The following is a 15,080-nucleotide window of genomic DNA, read 5'->3' on the forward strand; positions in this document are numbered from 1 at the left end:
CATTGTTACGGTCATGGGGTGATCAGTTTGCGGCAAATACTTGCCCGTGTTTCACTTGAAACACCTGCGCGTCTGCCACCCAATTCTTCAGGGGTTGGTAGTGTGTGCCGGTTATGATTAATTGTTGCTGCGTCGTGCGCAGGGTATTGTACAACGCTTGCTGGTTTTGCTCATCCAGTTCTGATGCCAAGTCGTCGATGGCGATTATACCGCGTTTTGTGGCGTTATCCGCAATGGCATGACTTTGCGCTAACAATAAAGCCACCGCGAGTACTTTAAGCTGCCCGCGTGAGGCAATGCGTAAGGCGGGAACGCCTTCCAGCAAGATGTGCAAATCCGCCCGATGTGCGCCGTAGAGGGTGAAACCTTGCTTGCATTCTTGTTCGATTTTTTCGCTTAAAAATTGCGCTATTTGCTGCTCATCTTGTGGATTAATTCCCGCCGGAAAGCCACTACTGAGCACAAGCTGTGGATAACTTACTGCGGTGAGTAACTCACCACAATCTTGCAAAGTCGTTTGTAACGCTGCTAACGCATCTACCCTGTAACGCCACAGAATCGGCTGTAAGGCGATTAACTGCCGTGTCCACTGTGGCAGCGCTTGACGTTGCTTCGGGTCGCGTAGGCAGGCATTGCGTTGCTTTAACACCCGTTGGTAGTCCCGCCATGCCCGATTGAATTCAGCAAAGCGATAAAACGCAATCCAATCCAAAAAAGCGCGGCGTGCGGTGGGGCTACCTGTGAGTAACTCCACCGAACCGGGGTGAATGAGGGTGAGCGGAACATGGCTACTGAGTTCGGCTTGTTGTTGCACGTCAGCGTGGTTGATGCGAATGCGCGTATCGGTGGCACTTTTGGTAATGCCCAGTGGATAACTTTGCGAAATAATCCCCTGTTCCACGCTGGCAGCAACGGTGAGTTCGTTTTCCCCACGGGTAATGATTTCCGCCATCCGTGGGGTACGAAACGAACGTCCTCGCGACAATACCGCGAGGGCTTCCAGCAAACTCGACTTGCCGGAAGCGTTATCCCCATACAACACATTCGCATGTTCGCTTAATGCTAGCGTGGCGCTGTGGATAACTCGACAATGTTGAATGTTAAGACGACTTATCCACACCCTACTGGTTCTCGCATTTACAAACGGATCGGCATGATAACATTACGTACCGTGTCATCGTCGGGGTCGGTGAGTAACACGCTGCTTTCGGGGGCATTGCAGTGCATTCTTAGGGTTTGCCCCTCCAAATGGTTGACTGCATCCAACAGATAAGTGACGTTAAAGCCAATGCTGAAATCTTTACCGGTGTAATGCACGTCCAATTCGTCGGTAGCAATTTCTTGCTCAGGGTTATTGGCTTCGACCTTTAAGCTGTTTTCGCTCAACGACAGGCGTACACCTCGGAACTTCTCGTTGGAGAGAATGGCAACCCGATTCAACATGTCCTTGAAAGCTTTGCGATCCAAATCCACTTGAATCTGACCACCACCGGGAACGGCTGCGCGGTAATCGGGGTAACGCCCGTCTACCAGCTTGGTGGTGAAGCGTAAATTATCCAGTTGCACCCGTAGGTGGTTCTGGCTGCTTTGTACTTGTACTGGCACTTGGCAGTCATTGCGTAATAAACGTGACAGTTCCAATACACCTTTGCGGGGCATAATCAACTGACGGCTTTGCTCCACACCGGGCATATCCGCTGTGTGGAAACACAATGCTAAGCGATGTCCATCGGTTGCTACGGTACGTACCCCATCAGGATTTACTTCCAACAGCAAACCGTTGAGGTAATAGCGCACGTCTTGATTAGCCATGGCGAATGACGACGCTTCTAACAAATGCTTCAGCGTGTTTTCTGGCAATTCCAATGTATGCACATCACCGATGTCTTCCAGTTCTGGGAATTCGCTGGCAGGTAGGGTAGCGAGTTCAAAACGGCTGCGTCCAGCGCTGACGCGGGCGCGTTTATCGGCTTGGACTTCGATATTCACAATGCTTTCGGGGGGAAGCGATTTGCAAATGTCCGCCAATTTGCGGGCAGGAATGGTGATCTCGCCGTCAGCGCCATCCATGATGGGTGCGTGAGTGGCAATTTCCAGTTCCAAGTCAGTGCCACGCCAGAAGGACTGATTGCCCTGAATGCGCAGTAACACGTTTTCCAGAATGGGCGCGGTATGACGTTTCTCGATTGCCCCCAAGGTGGCTTGCAAGGATTCGAGTAGGTGTTCACGGGTTTGGGTTAGTCTCATTACTTAATATATCTTAAATGTATTTAAAGAATAGTAATAATAGTAAGGCAAGAGGGAACCTGTGCATAGTTTTCTTAACCTTTTGATTACTTAGGGTGAATTTTCACTTATCCACAGCTTAATAAGTTGTGAGTAAGTAGGCCATTTGCCTGTGGATAAGTTGTGTGTAACTTTACGGGAAAAGTTATCCACAGTTTACCCACAAACTTATCAGGGTAGTTATCCTCAGCTTGTTAACGTGCGAAACAGGATGCGATAGTCCTCCTCCAGCTTGGGCGTTGACTCACGCAACTCGACGACTTTGCGGCAAGCGTGCATCACGGTGGTGTGATCACGACCACCGAATTCGTCGCCAATTTCGGGCAAGCTGTGGTTAGTCAGTTCTTTGGAAAGTGCCATCGCCATTTGCCGTGGGCGTGCGACTGAGCGGTTGCGGCTTTTCGCATCTAGGTCCGTTACCCGAATGTTGTAGTATTGCGCCACGATTTTTTTGATGTTCCCCATGGACACCATTTTGTCTTGGCTGGCTAATTGATCGCGCAGGGCATTTTGCACAAAATCCAAGGTCACTTGTGTGGTGCACTTTAAGCGCATACTGGCAATGACCCGTTGCAATGCCCCTTCCAAATCGCGGATATTGGAGTGGAAGCGCTTGCCGATGAAAAAACTCACGTCATTGGGCAAGCGTAAGCCCGCATCCTCGGCTTTCTTGCGCAAAATTGCTACACGGGTTTCGAGATCGGGGGATTCGATTTGTACGGTTAAACCCCAATTGAAGCGCGTCTTTAAACGGTCTTCAATGCCTTCGAGATCGCGGGGAAATTTGTCGCTGGCGAGAATAATGCGTTTCTGCCCTTCCAGCAGCGCATTGAAGGTATGGAAAAACTCTTCCATTGAACGGTCTTTGCCCGCAAAGAATTGGATGTCGTCAATCAGCAGCGCATCCAAGCTACGGTAATGTTGCTTGAATTCTTCCATGCGTGAGTTGCGGATAGCCGAAATCATGTCATTGACGAAACGTTCGGCGTACACATAAATCACCCGTGCACCGGGGTCACATTCGAGGATGCGGTTGCCGATGGCGTGCATTAAATGGGTTTTGCCCAAGCCAACTCCACCGTAAATGAACAGCGGGTTGTAGCCGGTGTCGGCGTGATCCCCGACTTGTTGCGAGGTCGCGCAGGCAAGTTGATTGGATTTGCCTTCCACAAAATTCGCGAAGGTCATGCGCGGGTTGAGTGAATTGGCAAAGCGTTCACTGACCGGTGCTGGTTGCTGTGAATTCCAGCCACGTTCACGATTAGGCACGTCTTCGGGTGGTTTGGATAATTGGGGGGAAGGAAACGGCGGCGGCGGCTCTTCGCGTAACGGTGGCGTGGGAACTGATGAACCAATTTGCAGCAATACATCAAATTCATTATCGCCAGTCAGAATGCGGGCGTGAAAGGCAATGCGTGGCAAATAGTGTTCGTGTACTTGTTGGAGCACAATGGTATTGGGGGCTAATAAATACAATGCCTGACGCTTTTCAATGGCGTGTAAAGCACGTAGCCAGGTGTTGATTTCACTGTTGGGGACTTCTTGTTCGAGTTGCTGTAAACATTGTTGCCAGAGCATAGAAAAGCGGTTCCAAGGTGGTTGAAACGAGGTATAAAGCACGGTGTTGGAACAGCGAATTATAGGCACGCTCCAGAGTTATCCACAAGCGCAAGCTACACCCACGTGTTGATTGCGGTGTTGACAAAATCCATGCAATCCCTTAATGTGCCTCACCTTTTTAGCTGTCCGCATTCTGGGAATTTTTTTGGAGCCGTGGCAGTGATTGACTTAATGATTTAACTGGTGACTTGTCATGAAAAGAACCTTCCAACCGAGCAAAATCCACCGCGCCCGTACCCACGGTTTCCGCGCCCGCATGGCAACGGCGGATGGTCGTAAAATATTGAGTGCGCGTCGTGCCAAAGGCCGCGCACGCCTGATTCCATAAGATTTTGGATGCAGGTCACTCAGGAATAACCGCCTTTCCGCGTGAGGTGCGCCTAACGCGCGGGGTCGATTTCCAACGGGTATTCCAACACGGTAAACGCCTGCACGCCAACGGTTTGAATGCCAGAGCCGCCGCTAACAGCGTCGGCTTTCCGCGTTTGGGGATGGCGATTGCCAAAAAAGCCTTGCGGCGAGCGCATGAGCGTAATCGCATTCGGCGGCTGGTGCGGGAAAGCTTCCGTCAGCATCAAACCAGCCTGCCAGCCGTGGATATGGTGATTATGTGCCGCGCTGAGGTGCTGGCAATGAGTAATACTGACATTTTCCAGCAACTGGAAGGTTTATGGTTGCGCCTGCACAAGCTATACTCTGCCGGTCCGGGCAGCCCCAATGAAATTGCCCTACCCTAACCGTCAATAACCGGATTGCTTTACCCATGGATTCGCAACGTCCCTTCCTGTATCTCACCCTGCTTTTCATGCTGTTCCTGATTTGGACAACATGGCAACAGGATCATGCACCCAAACCCCCAGTCGCTGCCGCCAGTAGTGTGACTGCCCCCGCCAGCGTTGATGGCGCGGCCCAAGAAGTTCCCGTGCAAGGCAGTGTGGCTGCAATACCGGGGCAAGCAGCGCCTGTACCGGCTGCGGATAATGGCGTGGGTCAAACCCTGACCGTGCGTACCGATACACTGGTGTTACGCATTAATACCCGTGGTGGCGAAATTTTAGAAACCGATTTGCCCACTTACCCTGTCAGTCTGGATACGCCGGATAAGCCGGTTAAAATTCTGGATTTGAATGGGCGCAATTACGTGGCGCAATCCGGGTTACAACATCAAGTGGTGGAGGGGGTTGATGCTAAATCCCTCGCGCCAGATCACCTTGCGACCTACAGCGCTGCTCAAACCGAGTACACCTTGGCTGAGGGGCAGAATGAGTTGATCGTGCCGTTAACTTGGCAAGGCGCGAATGGCGTCAGCGTGACCAAGCGTTTTGTCTTTAAACGCGGTAGTTTTCTGGTTAACGTTGAACACGAAGTTAACAACCAATCCACCAGCATCTGGAGCGGTACCGAATACCGTCAATTGAAGCACGGTTACGCGGCAAACGCGGGTAGCCTGTTGAGCGGGGTGCAAGCCTATGTTGGCGGGGCGTATTTCCACGAAGGCAAATACACCAAGCTGTCATTTGACGATTTGGATGAAAAGCCAGTCAATGAAACCGTGAATGGCGGCTGGGTGGCGATGCAGGAGCATTACTTCCTGAGTGCGTGGATTCCGCAGCAAGATCAGGAAACGCAATACTACAGCATGGTTCCGCAAAGCCAAGGCGTGAAAGGCTATGTATTGGGAATGCGCAGCGCCGTGCAGCAAGTCGCACCGGGGGCAACCGGGCTGTTCAAGAGTGGTTTCTATGTCGGGCCTAAAGACCAAGATATGCTGGAAAGCATTGCCACGGGGCTGGATTTAACCGTGGATTACGGTATTTTTGCCTTCATTTCCAAGCCGATTTTCTGGCTGATGCAGATGATTCATGGCGTTGTTGGCAACTGGGGTTGGACGATTATCTTCCTCACGATTTTAATCAAGCTGGCGTTCTTTTATCCATCGGCGATGAGTTACAAGTCGATGGCGAAAATGAAAGCGGTGTCACCGAAGCTCAAAGAACTCAACGATCGTTACGCGAATGATCCACAAGGCAAACAAAAAGCCATGATGGACATTTACCGCAAGGAAAAGATTAACCCGTTGGGTGGTTGTTTGCCGATTTTGATCCAGATTCCGGTGTTCATGGGCTTGTATTGGGTACTGTTGGAAAGCGTGGAATTGCGCCAAGCGTCGTGGTTGCTGTGGTACAAAGACTTGTCGATTATGGATCCGTACTTTGTATTGCCACTCATTATGGGTGCGTCAATGTGGGTACAGCAAAAACTTAACCCGCCACCGGCGGACCCGATGCAGCAGAAAATCTTCCAGTTCATGCCGATTATTTTCACGGTCATGTTCTTGTGGTTTCCTGCCGGTTTGGTACTGTACTGGGTCGTCAATAACGTATTGTCGATTGCCCAACAATGGTTTATCAATAAGAAAATTGTTGGACATGCTTAGAGGTTGATGTTTGATGTGGAACAATCCTGACACCATCGCTGCCGTAGCCACACCGCCGGGGCGCGGTGGGGTTGGGATTATCCGACTTTCCGGCAAGCGCGTGCCTGAGCTTGCGGTTGCTATCCTTGGCTCTCTGCCCTCCCCGCGCAAAGCGGTTCACCGTTTGTTTAAAGCTGTCGATGGCACGGCCTTGGATGACGGTATCGCCTTGTATTTCCCTGCCCCGCATTCATTCACCGGCGAAGACGTGTTAGAGCTGCAAGGACATGGCGGTACGGTGGTGCTGGATATGCTGCTCAAACGTTGCGTGGAACTGGGTGCGCGGTTGGCTCGCCCCGGCGAGTTTTCCGAACGTGCTTTCTTAAACGACAAGCTGGATTTGGCGCAAGCGGAAGCGATTGCCGATTTGATTGATTCGGGGTCGGAACAAGCAGCGCGGTCGGCGTTGCGTTCGTTGCAGGGGGAATTTTCCACGGCGGTGAATGTATTGCTCACGGGCTTAATCGAATTGCGGGTATATGTGGAAGCGGCGTTGGATTTCCCCGATGAGGAAATCGACTTTCTGGCGGATGTCGCAGTGACTAACCGGCTGGAAAGCATTAAACAGCAATTACACACGATCTTCCTGAAAGCGCGGCAAGGCAGTTTATTGCGTGACGGGATGCATCTGGTGATCGTGGGCAGACCCAACGCGGGCAAGTCGAGTTTGTTGAATGCCTTGGCTGGGCAGGAAACCGCGATTGTTACCGAAATTGCCGGAACCACGCGCGATGTGTTGCGCGAACGCATTAACCTTGACGGAATGCCGCTGCACATTGTCGACACGGCTGGTTTGCGCGAGAGTGATGATCCGGTGGAAAAGATTGGCATTGAACGTGCTTGGGCGGAAATTGCTAAAGCGGATTTGATTCTGTTACTGGTGGATGATACCCGCCATGACGAACCGGAAAATGCTGACATTCTGGCGCGTTTACCCCCTCACTTGCCGCGGATTACCGTGCATAACAAAGTCGATTTAAGCGGCAAACTCCCCGGTAAACAGGGCGAACACCTTTACATTTCCGCCAAACAGTCGTTGGGAATTGATGCCTTACGCGCTGAGTTGAAAACGCGGATGGGTTATCAGGGCGAAGCGGAAGGTACGTTTATGGCGCGGCGGCGGCATTTGCAGGCGTTGGAGACGACGCAGGCAGCGGTGGAACGTGCTGAATTTCAGTTGCGCGAGTTCAATGCGGGGGAATTAATGGCGGAAGAATTGCGTACCGCGCAGGATACGCTAGGGCAGATTACCGGACGGTTTACGCCGGATGATTTGTTAGGTGAAATATTCTCGAATTTTTGCATTGGCAAATAATCTAAACCATTCCATCCAACAAAAACCGCATAAATTGTTCGCGTGTCGCCGGATTTTTCAAATAGGTCATCATCATTTCCTGATGCACGTTGCCCGCCTCAATCACCGCAGCATCCACGGCTTTGGGGAAATCGCCCAACATCACCCGATCCGCTGGGTTGTTGCGCACCTGATCCATAATGCGCTCATTTTCAAGCAACTTGTCCTTAATGGCATTGGCATAGTTCAGCAAATCTTTATCACTCAACTTACCCGCACCAAACATCAGGTTCAGGCGTTCGACGGTTTCGGTGAGTAATTCGGTTTCTTTGTCACGTACACCCGCAGAACCGGAATCGGTCATGGGGCGTAATTTCACATCGTAGTCGCCTTTGTCATCTGCCAGATTCAGGTGTTGGCGGCTGATCTCGGACAAGCGGTAATGGCTCATGGCTACGTCTGTCCAGTCGATCACTTCGCGGTCGGCATTGTCCAGCGTTAGCAGGTTTTGTAAATGGCGGGCATACAACATGAATTTTTCCAGTTCCATATCGTCGTAGTCGATGATTTGCGAAAGGAATTCATACGCCCGCACGTATTTACCCAGATTGCTTTTGAAGTTTTCGAGGCGGCTGGTTTCCAGTCTGCACTGTTTGACGCTACGTTCGGCGTTGCCAATTAAGATGCTGTTGCCACTGGCTTTAGCGTGTTTCAGGACGTTTTCAGCCTCTTTTTGGGCAGCACGGGCAGAACGGTATTGTGCTAACCAACGGTCAACCGCCGGTTTACAGGCATTGCTGAGTTTCTTTGAGCCTTTTTCGGTTCTGTCACACCACGCGACGACGAAGGTTTCCACTTCACTCCAGCGAATCAGGCTGTTGTCATGGCGCAATTTGCTGAAGAGTTCGGTCACTACTTTGGGGTCAGAAACGCCTGCCAATTCTGCTGTTTTATAGTATTGGCGGAAAGCCGTGAGAATATCTTCCGGCTCATTGACGAAATCCAGCACGTAGACATTTTCAGCGCGTTTGCCGGGGTAAGTGCGGTTGAGGCGCGACAGGGTTTGCACACAATCAATGTCGCCCAGCTTTTTATCCACATACATGGCGCACAGTTTGGGTTGGTCAAAGCCCGTCTGGAATTTGTTGGCGACAATCATCACCTGATAATCCGCTTTATCGAAGGCTTCACGCATATCACGCCCGCGCAGCAACGGGTTCATATTGATTTCGGTAAAGGCTTGGTCGCCGCTTGGAGGGTCGTTGACTTCGCCGGAAAACGCCACCATTGCGTGTAATTTGTCGTAGCCTTTGTCTTGCACGTAGCGGTCAAATGCCAGCTTGAAACGCACCGCACTTTTACGCGAACTGGTGACAAGCATGGCTTTGGCTTGCCCATCCAGTAAGTGCATGACATTGGTTTTGAAGTGTTCGACGATCACTTTAACCTTTTGCGTGATATTAGTGGGGTGCAGGTTGACCCATTCGCGCCCTTCCTTCATCGCCTGCTTTTTGTCTACTTCGTCTGGGTCATAGGGCTGCAAATGTGCCAGTTTTTGCGCATTGTCGTAGGTGGTGTAATTTTTGAGGACATCGAGGATAAAGCCTTCCTCAATCGCTTGGCGCATGGTGTAGGTGTCGAAGGCTTCCGGTAGATTGCTGTCGCTGGGTGGTTCATCAGGATGCGGGTATGTGCCGAAGATTTCCAATGTTTTGGCTTTCGGGGTAGCTGTGAAGGCAAAGTAACTAAGATTTTCTATACCGTAGCGTGCTTCCAATGACAGATTCATCACGTCCTCTGTGGAGAGGGTATTTTCTTCTTCTAGCGCTTCGGAGAGCAACACTTCACGCAATTTGTGTGCTGTGCCTTGGGTTTGTGAGGAATGCGCTTCGTCGGCAATGATGGCATAACGGTGGGTTTTGAGGGTGGCGCGGCTGCGGATTTCATCCAGCACAAACGGGAAGGTTTGGATGGTGACAATGATGATCGGTTGGGTTGTTTCCAGCGCATCGGCTAGTTTTGCCGATTTCGAGCCTTGCCCTTCTTTGCGGTTGATGCGCCCGACTACGCCTTCAGCGTGTTCAAATTGATAAATGGTGTCTTGCAATTGGTCATCCAGCACTGTGCGGTCTGTTACCACAATAACCGATTGGAATTGCTTGTCGCCCTTCGCGTCGTACAGCGTTGCCAGTTGGTGCGCTACCCACGCAATGGAATTGGATTTACCTGAACCAGCACTGTGCTGAATAAGATAACGTTGCCCCGCCCCGTGGGTTCGTGCTTCATGAGTTAGCCGTTCCACCACTTTCCACTGATGGTAGCGCGGGAAAATCATGCTTTCTTTGGTGTAACGACGACCTTGCCAGTCTTCGGCATCTTCCACCTTAAGATGCAGGTAACGCCCGATGATTTTGAGGAAGTTAGCGGGTAGCAGAATTTCTTGCCACAAATAGGCGGTAGTGTAATCGCCGTTTTCCGGCACATCGTTGCCCGCACCGCCGTCTTTTGTGCCTTTGTTGAAGGGCAGGAAATAGGTGTTTGCGCCTTGCAAGCGCGTGGTCATTTTGACTTCGTATTGATGTACGACGAAATGCACCAATGCGCCACGTTTGAAGGTCAGCAAGGGTTCGGGCTTTTTGGTTTTGGGGTCAAGCGGTGGGCGGTCTTGCTGGTATTGCAACAAGGCATAGTCCAGCGGTTGCTTGAAGACGGATTTCATTTCAATGGTGGCAACGGGAATGCCATTCAGGAATAAGGCAAAATCAAACCGCCCCTTGTAGCCGTGCGGTGAATACACCAGTTCATCCACCACGCGCAGGCGATTTTTTTGGTAACGGCTTAACGTTTCTTCATTGAGGGTGTGGTCGGGCATGAATTGGCAGAGGCGGAAACGCGCACCGGGGAGTTTCAGTTCATTGCGTAATACGCCTAGCGTTCCGTAGCGGCGTAAATCCTTGTGGGTGGCGTTGGGGTCGGCTTTGGTAAGCTGTTTTTCAACCGCGTTCAGAAAAGCCGTATCGGGGTCTTTGGGGTTGAGTTTAACGAATTTCGCCCATTGTTCGGGTTGCGATTCTTGCACGAAACCGAGCAAATCTTCGGGGTATAAAGCGCGTTCGCGGTCATAAGCAGCGGATTTACCGGGTTTCCAGCCATTGGCAAGCAGGGCTTGCAGGATGTCATTTTGAAAGGCTTTTTCGCCGCTGTTGCTCATGAAATAGTTCGCCTGTTAGTTTGTATTCTGCTTATTGATGAAGCGTTCCTGTTCTTCCTCTGCTTCCTTGGTTTTACGCAAGACATCTAAGCTGATGCAGTCTTTTCCATCACTGTAATACATGTGGTCGAAGACAGAGCCACCGTGTGAGGCACGATGGACTTCGATTGCTTGTGAAATTTGATAGTAGGCTTGATTAAGGCTACCCACCGTTTTATCCAGCAACGGTATGTAACATTGGCAGTTTTTCAGCTTGGCTTGCTTTGTGCCGCGCAGGATCAGATTCAGAGGAGCTTGTAGGATGACCTCAATGAATCCCAGTCTGCCGTGAAAAAATTGCTTGCCACAAGTGTTCTCGGATTTCTCAAACCTTGCCGATGTTGCTTGAATTTTCTGACAAATTTCGGGGTGAATATCATCCCATTTCTCGATAGTTACTTCGGTGAACAGCACACTGTTGGTTGGCAAGAGTTCCACTATTTTTTCCGAAGAGAGCAACAGGCGTTTGTCTTTTTCTTGTACTGCATGGGCTGGAATAATCAGACGGGCAAGAGTGCCTTCCTGAATGTTTGGCAGGTGGTCGCTGTAGAAAAATTCAATTTTGTTACCTTTGCGTATCCTGACGGGAATTTCGATGGTTTTGGCGGATTCGTTCGGTCTGATCAAAAACTCACTGCCCATTGATAGCCCCAATATTTGATTAATGTGTGAGTATATTACGCAGATCAGTAGTACCCGTCACTATTCATTGGGCTGATCTTTTCGCGCTTTGCCCCAAGATGCTTGCCAGATTGCTACAAATGGTTGTATATATGACACCATGAAAACACGAATTGTGATTGATACGAATGTGATGTTGTCGGCGTTACGCTCCAGTAAAGGGGCTTCTTACGCGCTTGTTTCACAATTACCGTTGGAGTATTTTCAGGTGGCGTTGTCTGTACCCTTGTATACCGAATATCAGGATGTGCTGACCCGCGACGAACACATGACCGGGGCAAGCAGCAAAGCGGAAATTCTCCAGTTTTTGCGTTACATCTGCGGAATCACTAGCCATCACGACATTTTCTTTTTATGGCGACCGTGGTTAAGTGATCCAAAAGACGACATGGTACTGGAACTAGCGGTTGCCTCTTCTAGCCGTTACATCGTTACACACAACCTCCGTGATTTTGCCAATATTGATACCTTTGGGATCGAAGCGATTACACCGGGGCGTTTTCTTGAATTATTAAAAGGTAAAACATCATGACTACACTGACGTTACGTTTACCCCAATCCTTGCATGAGAAGATTAAAGAGCTGGCAAAGGCGGATGGTGTATCCATCAATCAATTTTTGGTGACGGCTGCTGCTGAAAAGATGTCTGCCTTGCTGACCAAGAATTATCTGGCGCAAGAAGCGGCTCAAGCCTCACGCGCGGATTTTCTCAAGGTTATGCGTGCTGTGCCGGATGTTGAGCCAGAGGCGTTTGATCGTTTGTAATGCTGGATTGTAGGTCGGGCTTCAGCCCGACATCTTTAGTCATCGCTTAACTCATCGGCAATTTGGTCATCGTCCAGATTCATGACGGGGATTTTTAGCCGTCCGACTTCAAACATGAACCGCAGTTTTTCCATGCCGCAGAATTCGGCGGCTTTGCCCAAGGTCAGGCGGTGCAGTTCAAACAATTTGAGTGCGAGCAGGAAGCGTAATTCTTCTTCTAACTCTTTGATTGGTTTGCCGGATGTGATCAGCAGATCATCAGCGTAGGGGATGGATAAAGCGTGCATGGGTATCACTCCGTAGACGTTTGGCTCAAGGGTTATAGTAGGTGGCAATATCTGGCTAGGCAAGCAATGCCACCTCCCGCACATCAATCTTCCCCGTCACTGCCGCCGAAATCAGCGCCGCCCGCCGCTCCCGCAACAACCCAATCTGCCGCTGCGCCTTTTCCAATAACCGATGGTACTTTTCTTTTTGGTTTGAAATGTTTTCCAGAATTGTTTGTTGTTCATGAACGGGAGGAATGGGAATACGAATGCTGCCAAGTATTTCTGTATTAAGGTTATCCATCGTTGAGCCTTTGGATGCTAGGGATAACTCTGCTCTCACCCCTTCGCTACTGATTAAATAAGCGGTGTATTCTGGATTCAGTGAAAGTTTTACCGTGATTTTTAAACTGCCTGTGCCGCATATCCAGCCAGCTTGTTCTTGATGGATTACCGCGCAACGCCCTAATTCACCCCGTCTGCCGAGAATCAAATCACCTGTGTTTAGTTGGTGGCGTTCTAATCTTGATGCAGTGTTTTGAGTGACGGATACTAGAGGATCGGGTGAAAGCGTTCTATCTGGGGTGATATGTGCAGGATTAATAACAGGAACACCCTCTTCAGTGTAATCTTCGGCGTGTAGTTGACTGCCAAATGGTCCCGTTTGCATCAAGGTGGTGAACAGTTTTAGTTGTGCAATCGTCCAATGCTCCGGCACATCCCCCAGCCACTCCACGCCGGATGGATTCATTTTTACATCAGGATTCAGCCCCTTGGTGACGGCATGGCTGATGACGGCTTGGCGTTTTTCCTTGAGCAATTCGATAAGCTGCTGTTGCTTGGCAATCAGTTGGTCGATTTTGACGGTTTCGCGGTCGAGGAAAGCGGCGATTTGCTGTTGTTCATCAAATGATGGAAAAGCAAATAGCATATTTGCCATATATTCCCAGCTAACCCGTGGCATTTTTGCGCCATAGGTTGAGCTATCAACCGTTGTGATGAAATCTTTATTTAAGCACTGATAAAGCGCAAATTTCCCGACCATATCAGAGGTTGGACGCATAACGTGAAAATCCCCAACTGCTTCACCCTGAAAGTCAGCTAAATAGACCTTGGCAAGATACGGGCGTAATTTTCCAAAGAGTATGTCGCCTTTCTGAAAGGCAATACCGTCACCCTGAAACTCACTTTCTGTTTCAATAAACTGACCAGACCACCCTTCGATATTTTCCAAACCAACGGGATTTTCTTTTTCTACCGCTTTTTCCGTGAGAAGCTGAAAACCGTATTTGAGGCGTTTGGCTTTCCAGTGGGTGGGGATGTCGCCGAGCCAGTCGATGCCGGAGGGTTGGTAGTCGGGATAGGGGCGGTAGTTAGGCATGGGATGAACCTGCTATTTTCCATAGGGGATGCTGTTCCCAATCGGAGGGGAAACCCATCATGGTTAGGTTGGTTTCAGGGTGATCTTTCAGCAATTTGCGAAAACGTATCCGCCATTCACTATCAGGGCTTACCTGTTCCATCAGGTGACTGAGTATTAACAGCACAACGTATACACGTCGCATAGGTTGCACTTGAGAAGGCACAAGGCGCGGTGGTAGTTGCCAATTTGGACTTCTTGGTAATCTTGGGAGAATGGATATTTCTCTATTCCAAAGTCTTGAATGATGAGCGCAAAGATTACGGACAAATGTAAGTGTATGTAGCCATGATTGCAAAATTTCATGAGGAATATCAAACTGTTTAGCTATTTCTTTGCGGTCATTGTCTTTGGCAAGCCCACGAAATAACCTTGATAATGCACCAAGGCTTAATATTTCTACTATTGCCCATCCTGGTGGTAAAGCCGGAGAATCGTAACAATGTGCGTAAAAACGAAAATAATTGTCACGGGTACGATTTTCAATCTGTTGCTGCCTGAGAGTTTCATTTGTGGTTTTTCTTTCGATAGCAATAATGTCACGATTTAGATTCTCTTTTTCATCATCAATTTTTCTTTGTATTTCATCAATAAGTAAGTCATGCCTGTAATATTGACCGAAGTTACATTCATTCATAAACCAGTGTGCCCCATATTGAACTGCCATGTGGTTGTTGATGGCTGCACGTGTCGCTACCTCAACCCGTTCGATAGCATCCATGACAAATAGGCGTAGCTCTCTGTCGAAAGCATACAGGTCGACGATTTGCTTGAATTCACTTCCCGGATGAAAAGTGTGATTTTCGCAATTTGCATCCTGAAACGGGCGCATGTAAGGGGAAAGACGGAAAGAACTGATGACTTCGAGGTAGCGTTCAGCTCTGACTTCATTCCGAATAGTTAAGCCACGCTCACGCAACAAAGCTAGTTGATTTGCTACAGGCAGTGCAGGTTTATTGAATGTTTTCATTAAGATACCTGAAGGTTGGCATAACTTTCAGGCATAAAAAAACCCGCTCGAT

At 49.6% G+C, this 15,080-nt stretch carries 14 protein-coding genes; 6 read left to right on the plus strand and 8 right to left on the minus strand.

Going from position 1 to position 15,080, the window contains the following annotated elements:
• Positions 1-22: 22 nt before the first annotated feature.
• From recF to dnaA, 3 genes are all read right to left on the minus strand, one after another.
• Entirely contained in the window at positions 23-1,120 is a 1,098-nt protein-coding gene (recF, locus tag HMY34_RS09960; RefSeq protein ID WP_202715343.1) for a DNA replication/repair protein RecF, read from the minus strand.
• A 17-nt stretch (positions 1,121-1,137) separates the two neighbouring features.
• Positions 1,138-2,247, minus strand: a complete 1,110-nt coding sequence (gene dnaN, locus HMY34_RS09965) for a DNA polymerase III subunit beta (protein ID WP_202715344.1) — start codon at positions 2,245-2,247, stop codon at positions 1,138-1,140.
• Between the two features lie 225 nt (positions 2,248-2,472).
• Entirely contained in the window at positions 2,473-3,864 is a 1,392-nt protein-coding gene (dnaA, locus tag HMY34_RS09970; RefSeq protein ID WP_202715345.1) for a chromosomal replication initiator protein DnaA, read from the minus strand.
• A gap of 235 nt (positions 3,865-4,099) precedes the next feature.
• Here dnaA and rpmH point away from each other — a divergent pair, with 235 nt between their 5' ends.
• The 4 genes from rpmH to mnmE are packed head-to-tail and all read left to right on the plus strand — an operon-like array spanning position 4,100 to position 7,697.
• The gene (rpmH, locus tag HMY34_RS09975) at positions 4,100-4,234 is read left to right on the plus strand and encodes a 50S ribosomal protein L34 (protein WP_028488473.1); all 135 of its coding nucleotides are present in this window, start codon (positions 4,100-4,102) and stop codon (positions 4,232-4,234) included.
• A gap of 4 nt (positions 4,235-4,238) precedes the next feature.
• On the plus strand, positions 4,239-4,643 hold the full coding sequence (gene rnpA / locus HMY34_RS09980) for a ribonuclease P protein component (protein ID WP_202715346.1): 405 nt from the start codon (positions 4,239-4,241) through the stop codon (positions 4,641-4,643).
• A gap of 26 nt (positions 4,644-4,669) precedes the next feature.
• Entirely contained in the window at positions 4,670-6,343 is a 1,674-nt protein-coding gene (gene yidC / locus HMY34_RS09985) for a membrane protein insertase YidC (RefSeq protein ID WP_202715347.1), read from the plus strand.
• A 13-nt stretch (positions 6,344-6,356) separates the two neighbouring features.
• Positions 6,357-7,697, plus strand: coding sequence for a tRNA uridine-5-carboxymethylaminomethyl(34) synthesis GTPase MnmE (gene mnmE, locus HMY34_RS09990; RefSeq protein WP_202715348.1), 1,341 nt, complete (start codon positions 6,357-6,359; stop codon positions 7,695-7,697).
• A gap of 1 nt (position 7,698) precedes the next feature.
• On the opposite strand, the gene HMY34_RS09995 is transcribed toward mnmE, so the two are convergent.
• Positions 7,699-10,887 carry a type I restriction endonuclease subunit R gene (locus HMY34_RS09995; protein WP_202715349.1) on the minus strand — a complete coding sequence of 1,063 codons (3,189 nt, stop codon included), beginning with the start codon at positions 10,885-10,887 and terminating at the stop codon, positions 7,699-7,701.
• 15 nt (positions 10,888-10,902) lie between these two features.
• Positions 10,903-11,568 carry a hypothetical protein gene (locus tag HMY34_RS10000; protein WP_202715350.1) on the minus strand — a complete coding sequence of 222 codons (666 nt, stop codon included), beginning with the start codon at positions 11,566-11,568 and terminating at the stop codon, positions 10,903-10,905.
• A 139-nt stretch (positions 11,569-11,707) separates the two neighbouring features.
• Here HMY34_RS10000 and HMY34_RS10005 point away from each other — a divergent pair, with 139 nt between their 5' ends.
• Both HMY34_RS10005 and HMY34_RS10010 read left to right on the plus strand, forming a co-directional pair.
• Positions 11,708-12,139 carry a putative toxin-antitoxin system toxin component, PIN family gene (locus HMY34_RS10005; RefSeq protein ID WP_202715351.1) on the plus strand — a complete coding sequence of 144 codons (432 nt, stop codon included), beginning with the start codon at positions 11,708-11,710 and terminating at the stop codon, positions 12,137-12,139.
• Positions 12,136-12,372, plus strand: coding sequence for a YlcI/YnfO family protein (locus tag HMY34_RS10010; RefSeq protein WP_093065262.1), 237 nt, complete (start codon positions 12,136-12,138; stop codon positions 12,370-12,372). The genes HMY34_RS10005 and HMY34_RS10010 overlap by 4 nt, the downstream gene beginning before the upstream one ends.
• Positions 12,373-12,407: 35 nt before the next feature.
• On the opposite strand, the gene HMY34_RS10015 is transcribed toward HMY34_RS10010, so the two are convergent.
• From HMY34_RS10015 to HMY34_RS10025, 3 genes are all read right to left on the minus strand, one after another.
• The gene (locus HMY34_RS10015; protein ID WP_202715352.1) at positions 12,408-12,659 is read right to left on the minus strand and encodes a UPF0175 family protein; all 252 of its coding nucleotides are present in this window, start codon (positions 12,657-12,659) and stop codon (positions 12,408-12,410) included.
• A 55-nt stretch (positions 12,660-12,714) separates the two neighbouring features.
• Positions 12,715-13,872 (minus strand): restriction endonuclease subunit S, encoded by a 1,158-nt coding sequence (locus tag HMY34_RS10020; RefSeq protein WP_202715353.1) that lies wholly within the window; start codon positions 13,870-13,872, stop codon positions 12,715-12,717.
• A 139-nt stretch (positions 13,873-14,011) separates the two neighbouring features.
• The gene (locus HMY34_RS10025) at positions 14,012-15,028 is read right to left on the minus strand and encodes an Abi family protein (RefSeq protein ID WP_202715354.1); all 1,017 of its coding nucleotides are present in this window, start codon (positions 15,026-15,028) and stop codon (positions 14,012-14,014) included.
• Positions 15,029-15,080 lie beyond the last annotated feature (52 nt).

Source organism: Thiothrix subterranea, assembly GCF_016772315.1.
Taxonomy (GTDB): domain Bacteria; phylum Pseudomonadota; class Gammaproteobacteria; order Thiotrichales; family Thiotrichaceae; genus Thiothrix; species Thiothrix subterranea.

Bases quoted from the DNA above. Each gene is read 5' to 3' on its own strand.
- dnaN (WP_202715344.1), bottom strand. From the start codon at position 2,247: ATGAGACTAACCCAAACCCGTGAACACCTACTCGAATCCTTGCAAGCC.
- dnaA (WP_202715345.1), bottom strand. From the start codon at position 3,864: ATGCTCTGGCAACAATGTTTACAGCAACTCGAACAAGAAGTCCCCAAC.
- rpmH (WP_028488473.1), top strand. From the start codon at position 4,100: ATGAAAAGAACCTTCCAACCGAGCAAAATCCACCGCGCCCGTACCCAC.
- yidC (WP_202715347.1), top strand. From the start codon at position 4,670: ATGGATTCGCAACGTCCCTTCCTGTATCTCACCCTGCTTTTCATGCTG.
- mnmE (WP_202715348.1), top strand. From the start codon at position 6,357: ATGTGGAACAATCCTGACACCATCGCTGCCGTAGCCACACCGCCGGGG.
- HMY34_RS09995 (WP_202715349.1), bottom strand. From the start codon at position 10,887: ATGAGCAACAGCGGCGAAAAAGCCTTTCAAAATGACATCCTGCAAGCC.
- HMY34_RS10000 (WP_202715350.1), bottom strand. From the start codon at position 11,568: ATGGGCAGTGAGTTTTTGATCAGACCGAACGAATCCGCCAAAACCATC.
- HMY34_RS10005 (WP_202715351.1), top strand. From the start codon at position 11,708: ATGAAAACACGAATTGTGATTGATACGAATGTGATGTTGTCGGCGTTA.
- HMY34_RS10010 (WP_093065262.1), top strand. From the start codon at position 12,136: ATGACTACACTGACGTTACGTTTACCCCAATCCTTGCATGAGAAGATT.
- HMY34_RS10015 (WP_202715352.1), bottom strand. From the start codon at position 12,659: ATGCACGCTTTATCCATCCCCTACGCTGATGATCTGCTGATCACATCC.
- HMY34_RS10025 (WP_202715354.1), bottom strand. From the start codon at position 15,028: ATGAAAACATTCAATAAACCTGCACTGCCTGTAGCAAATCAACTAGCT.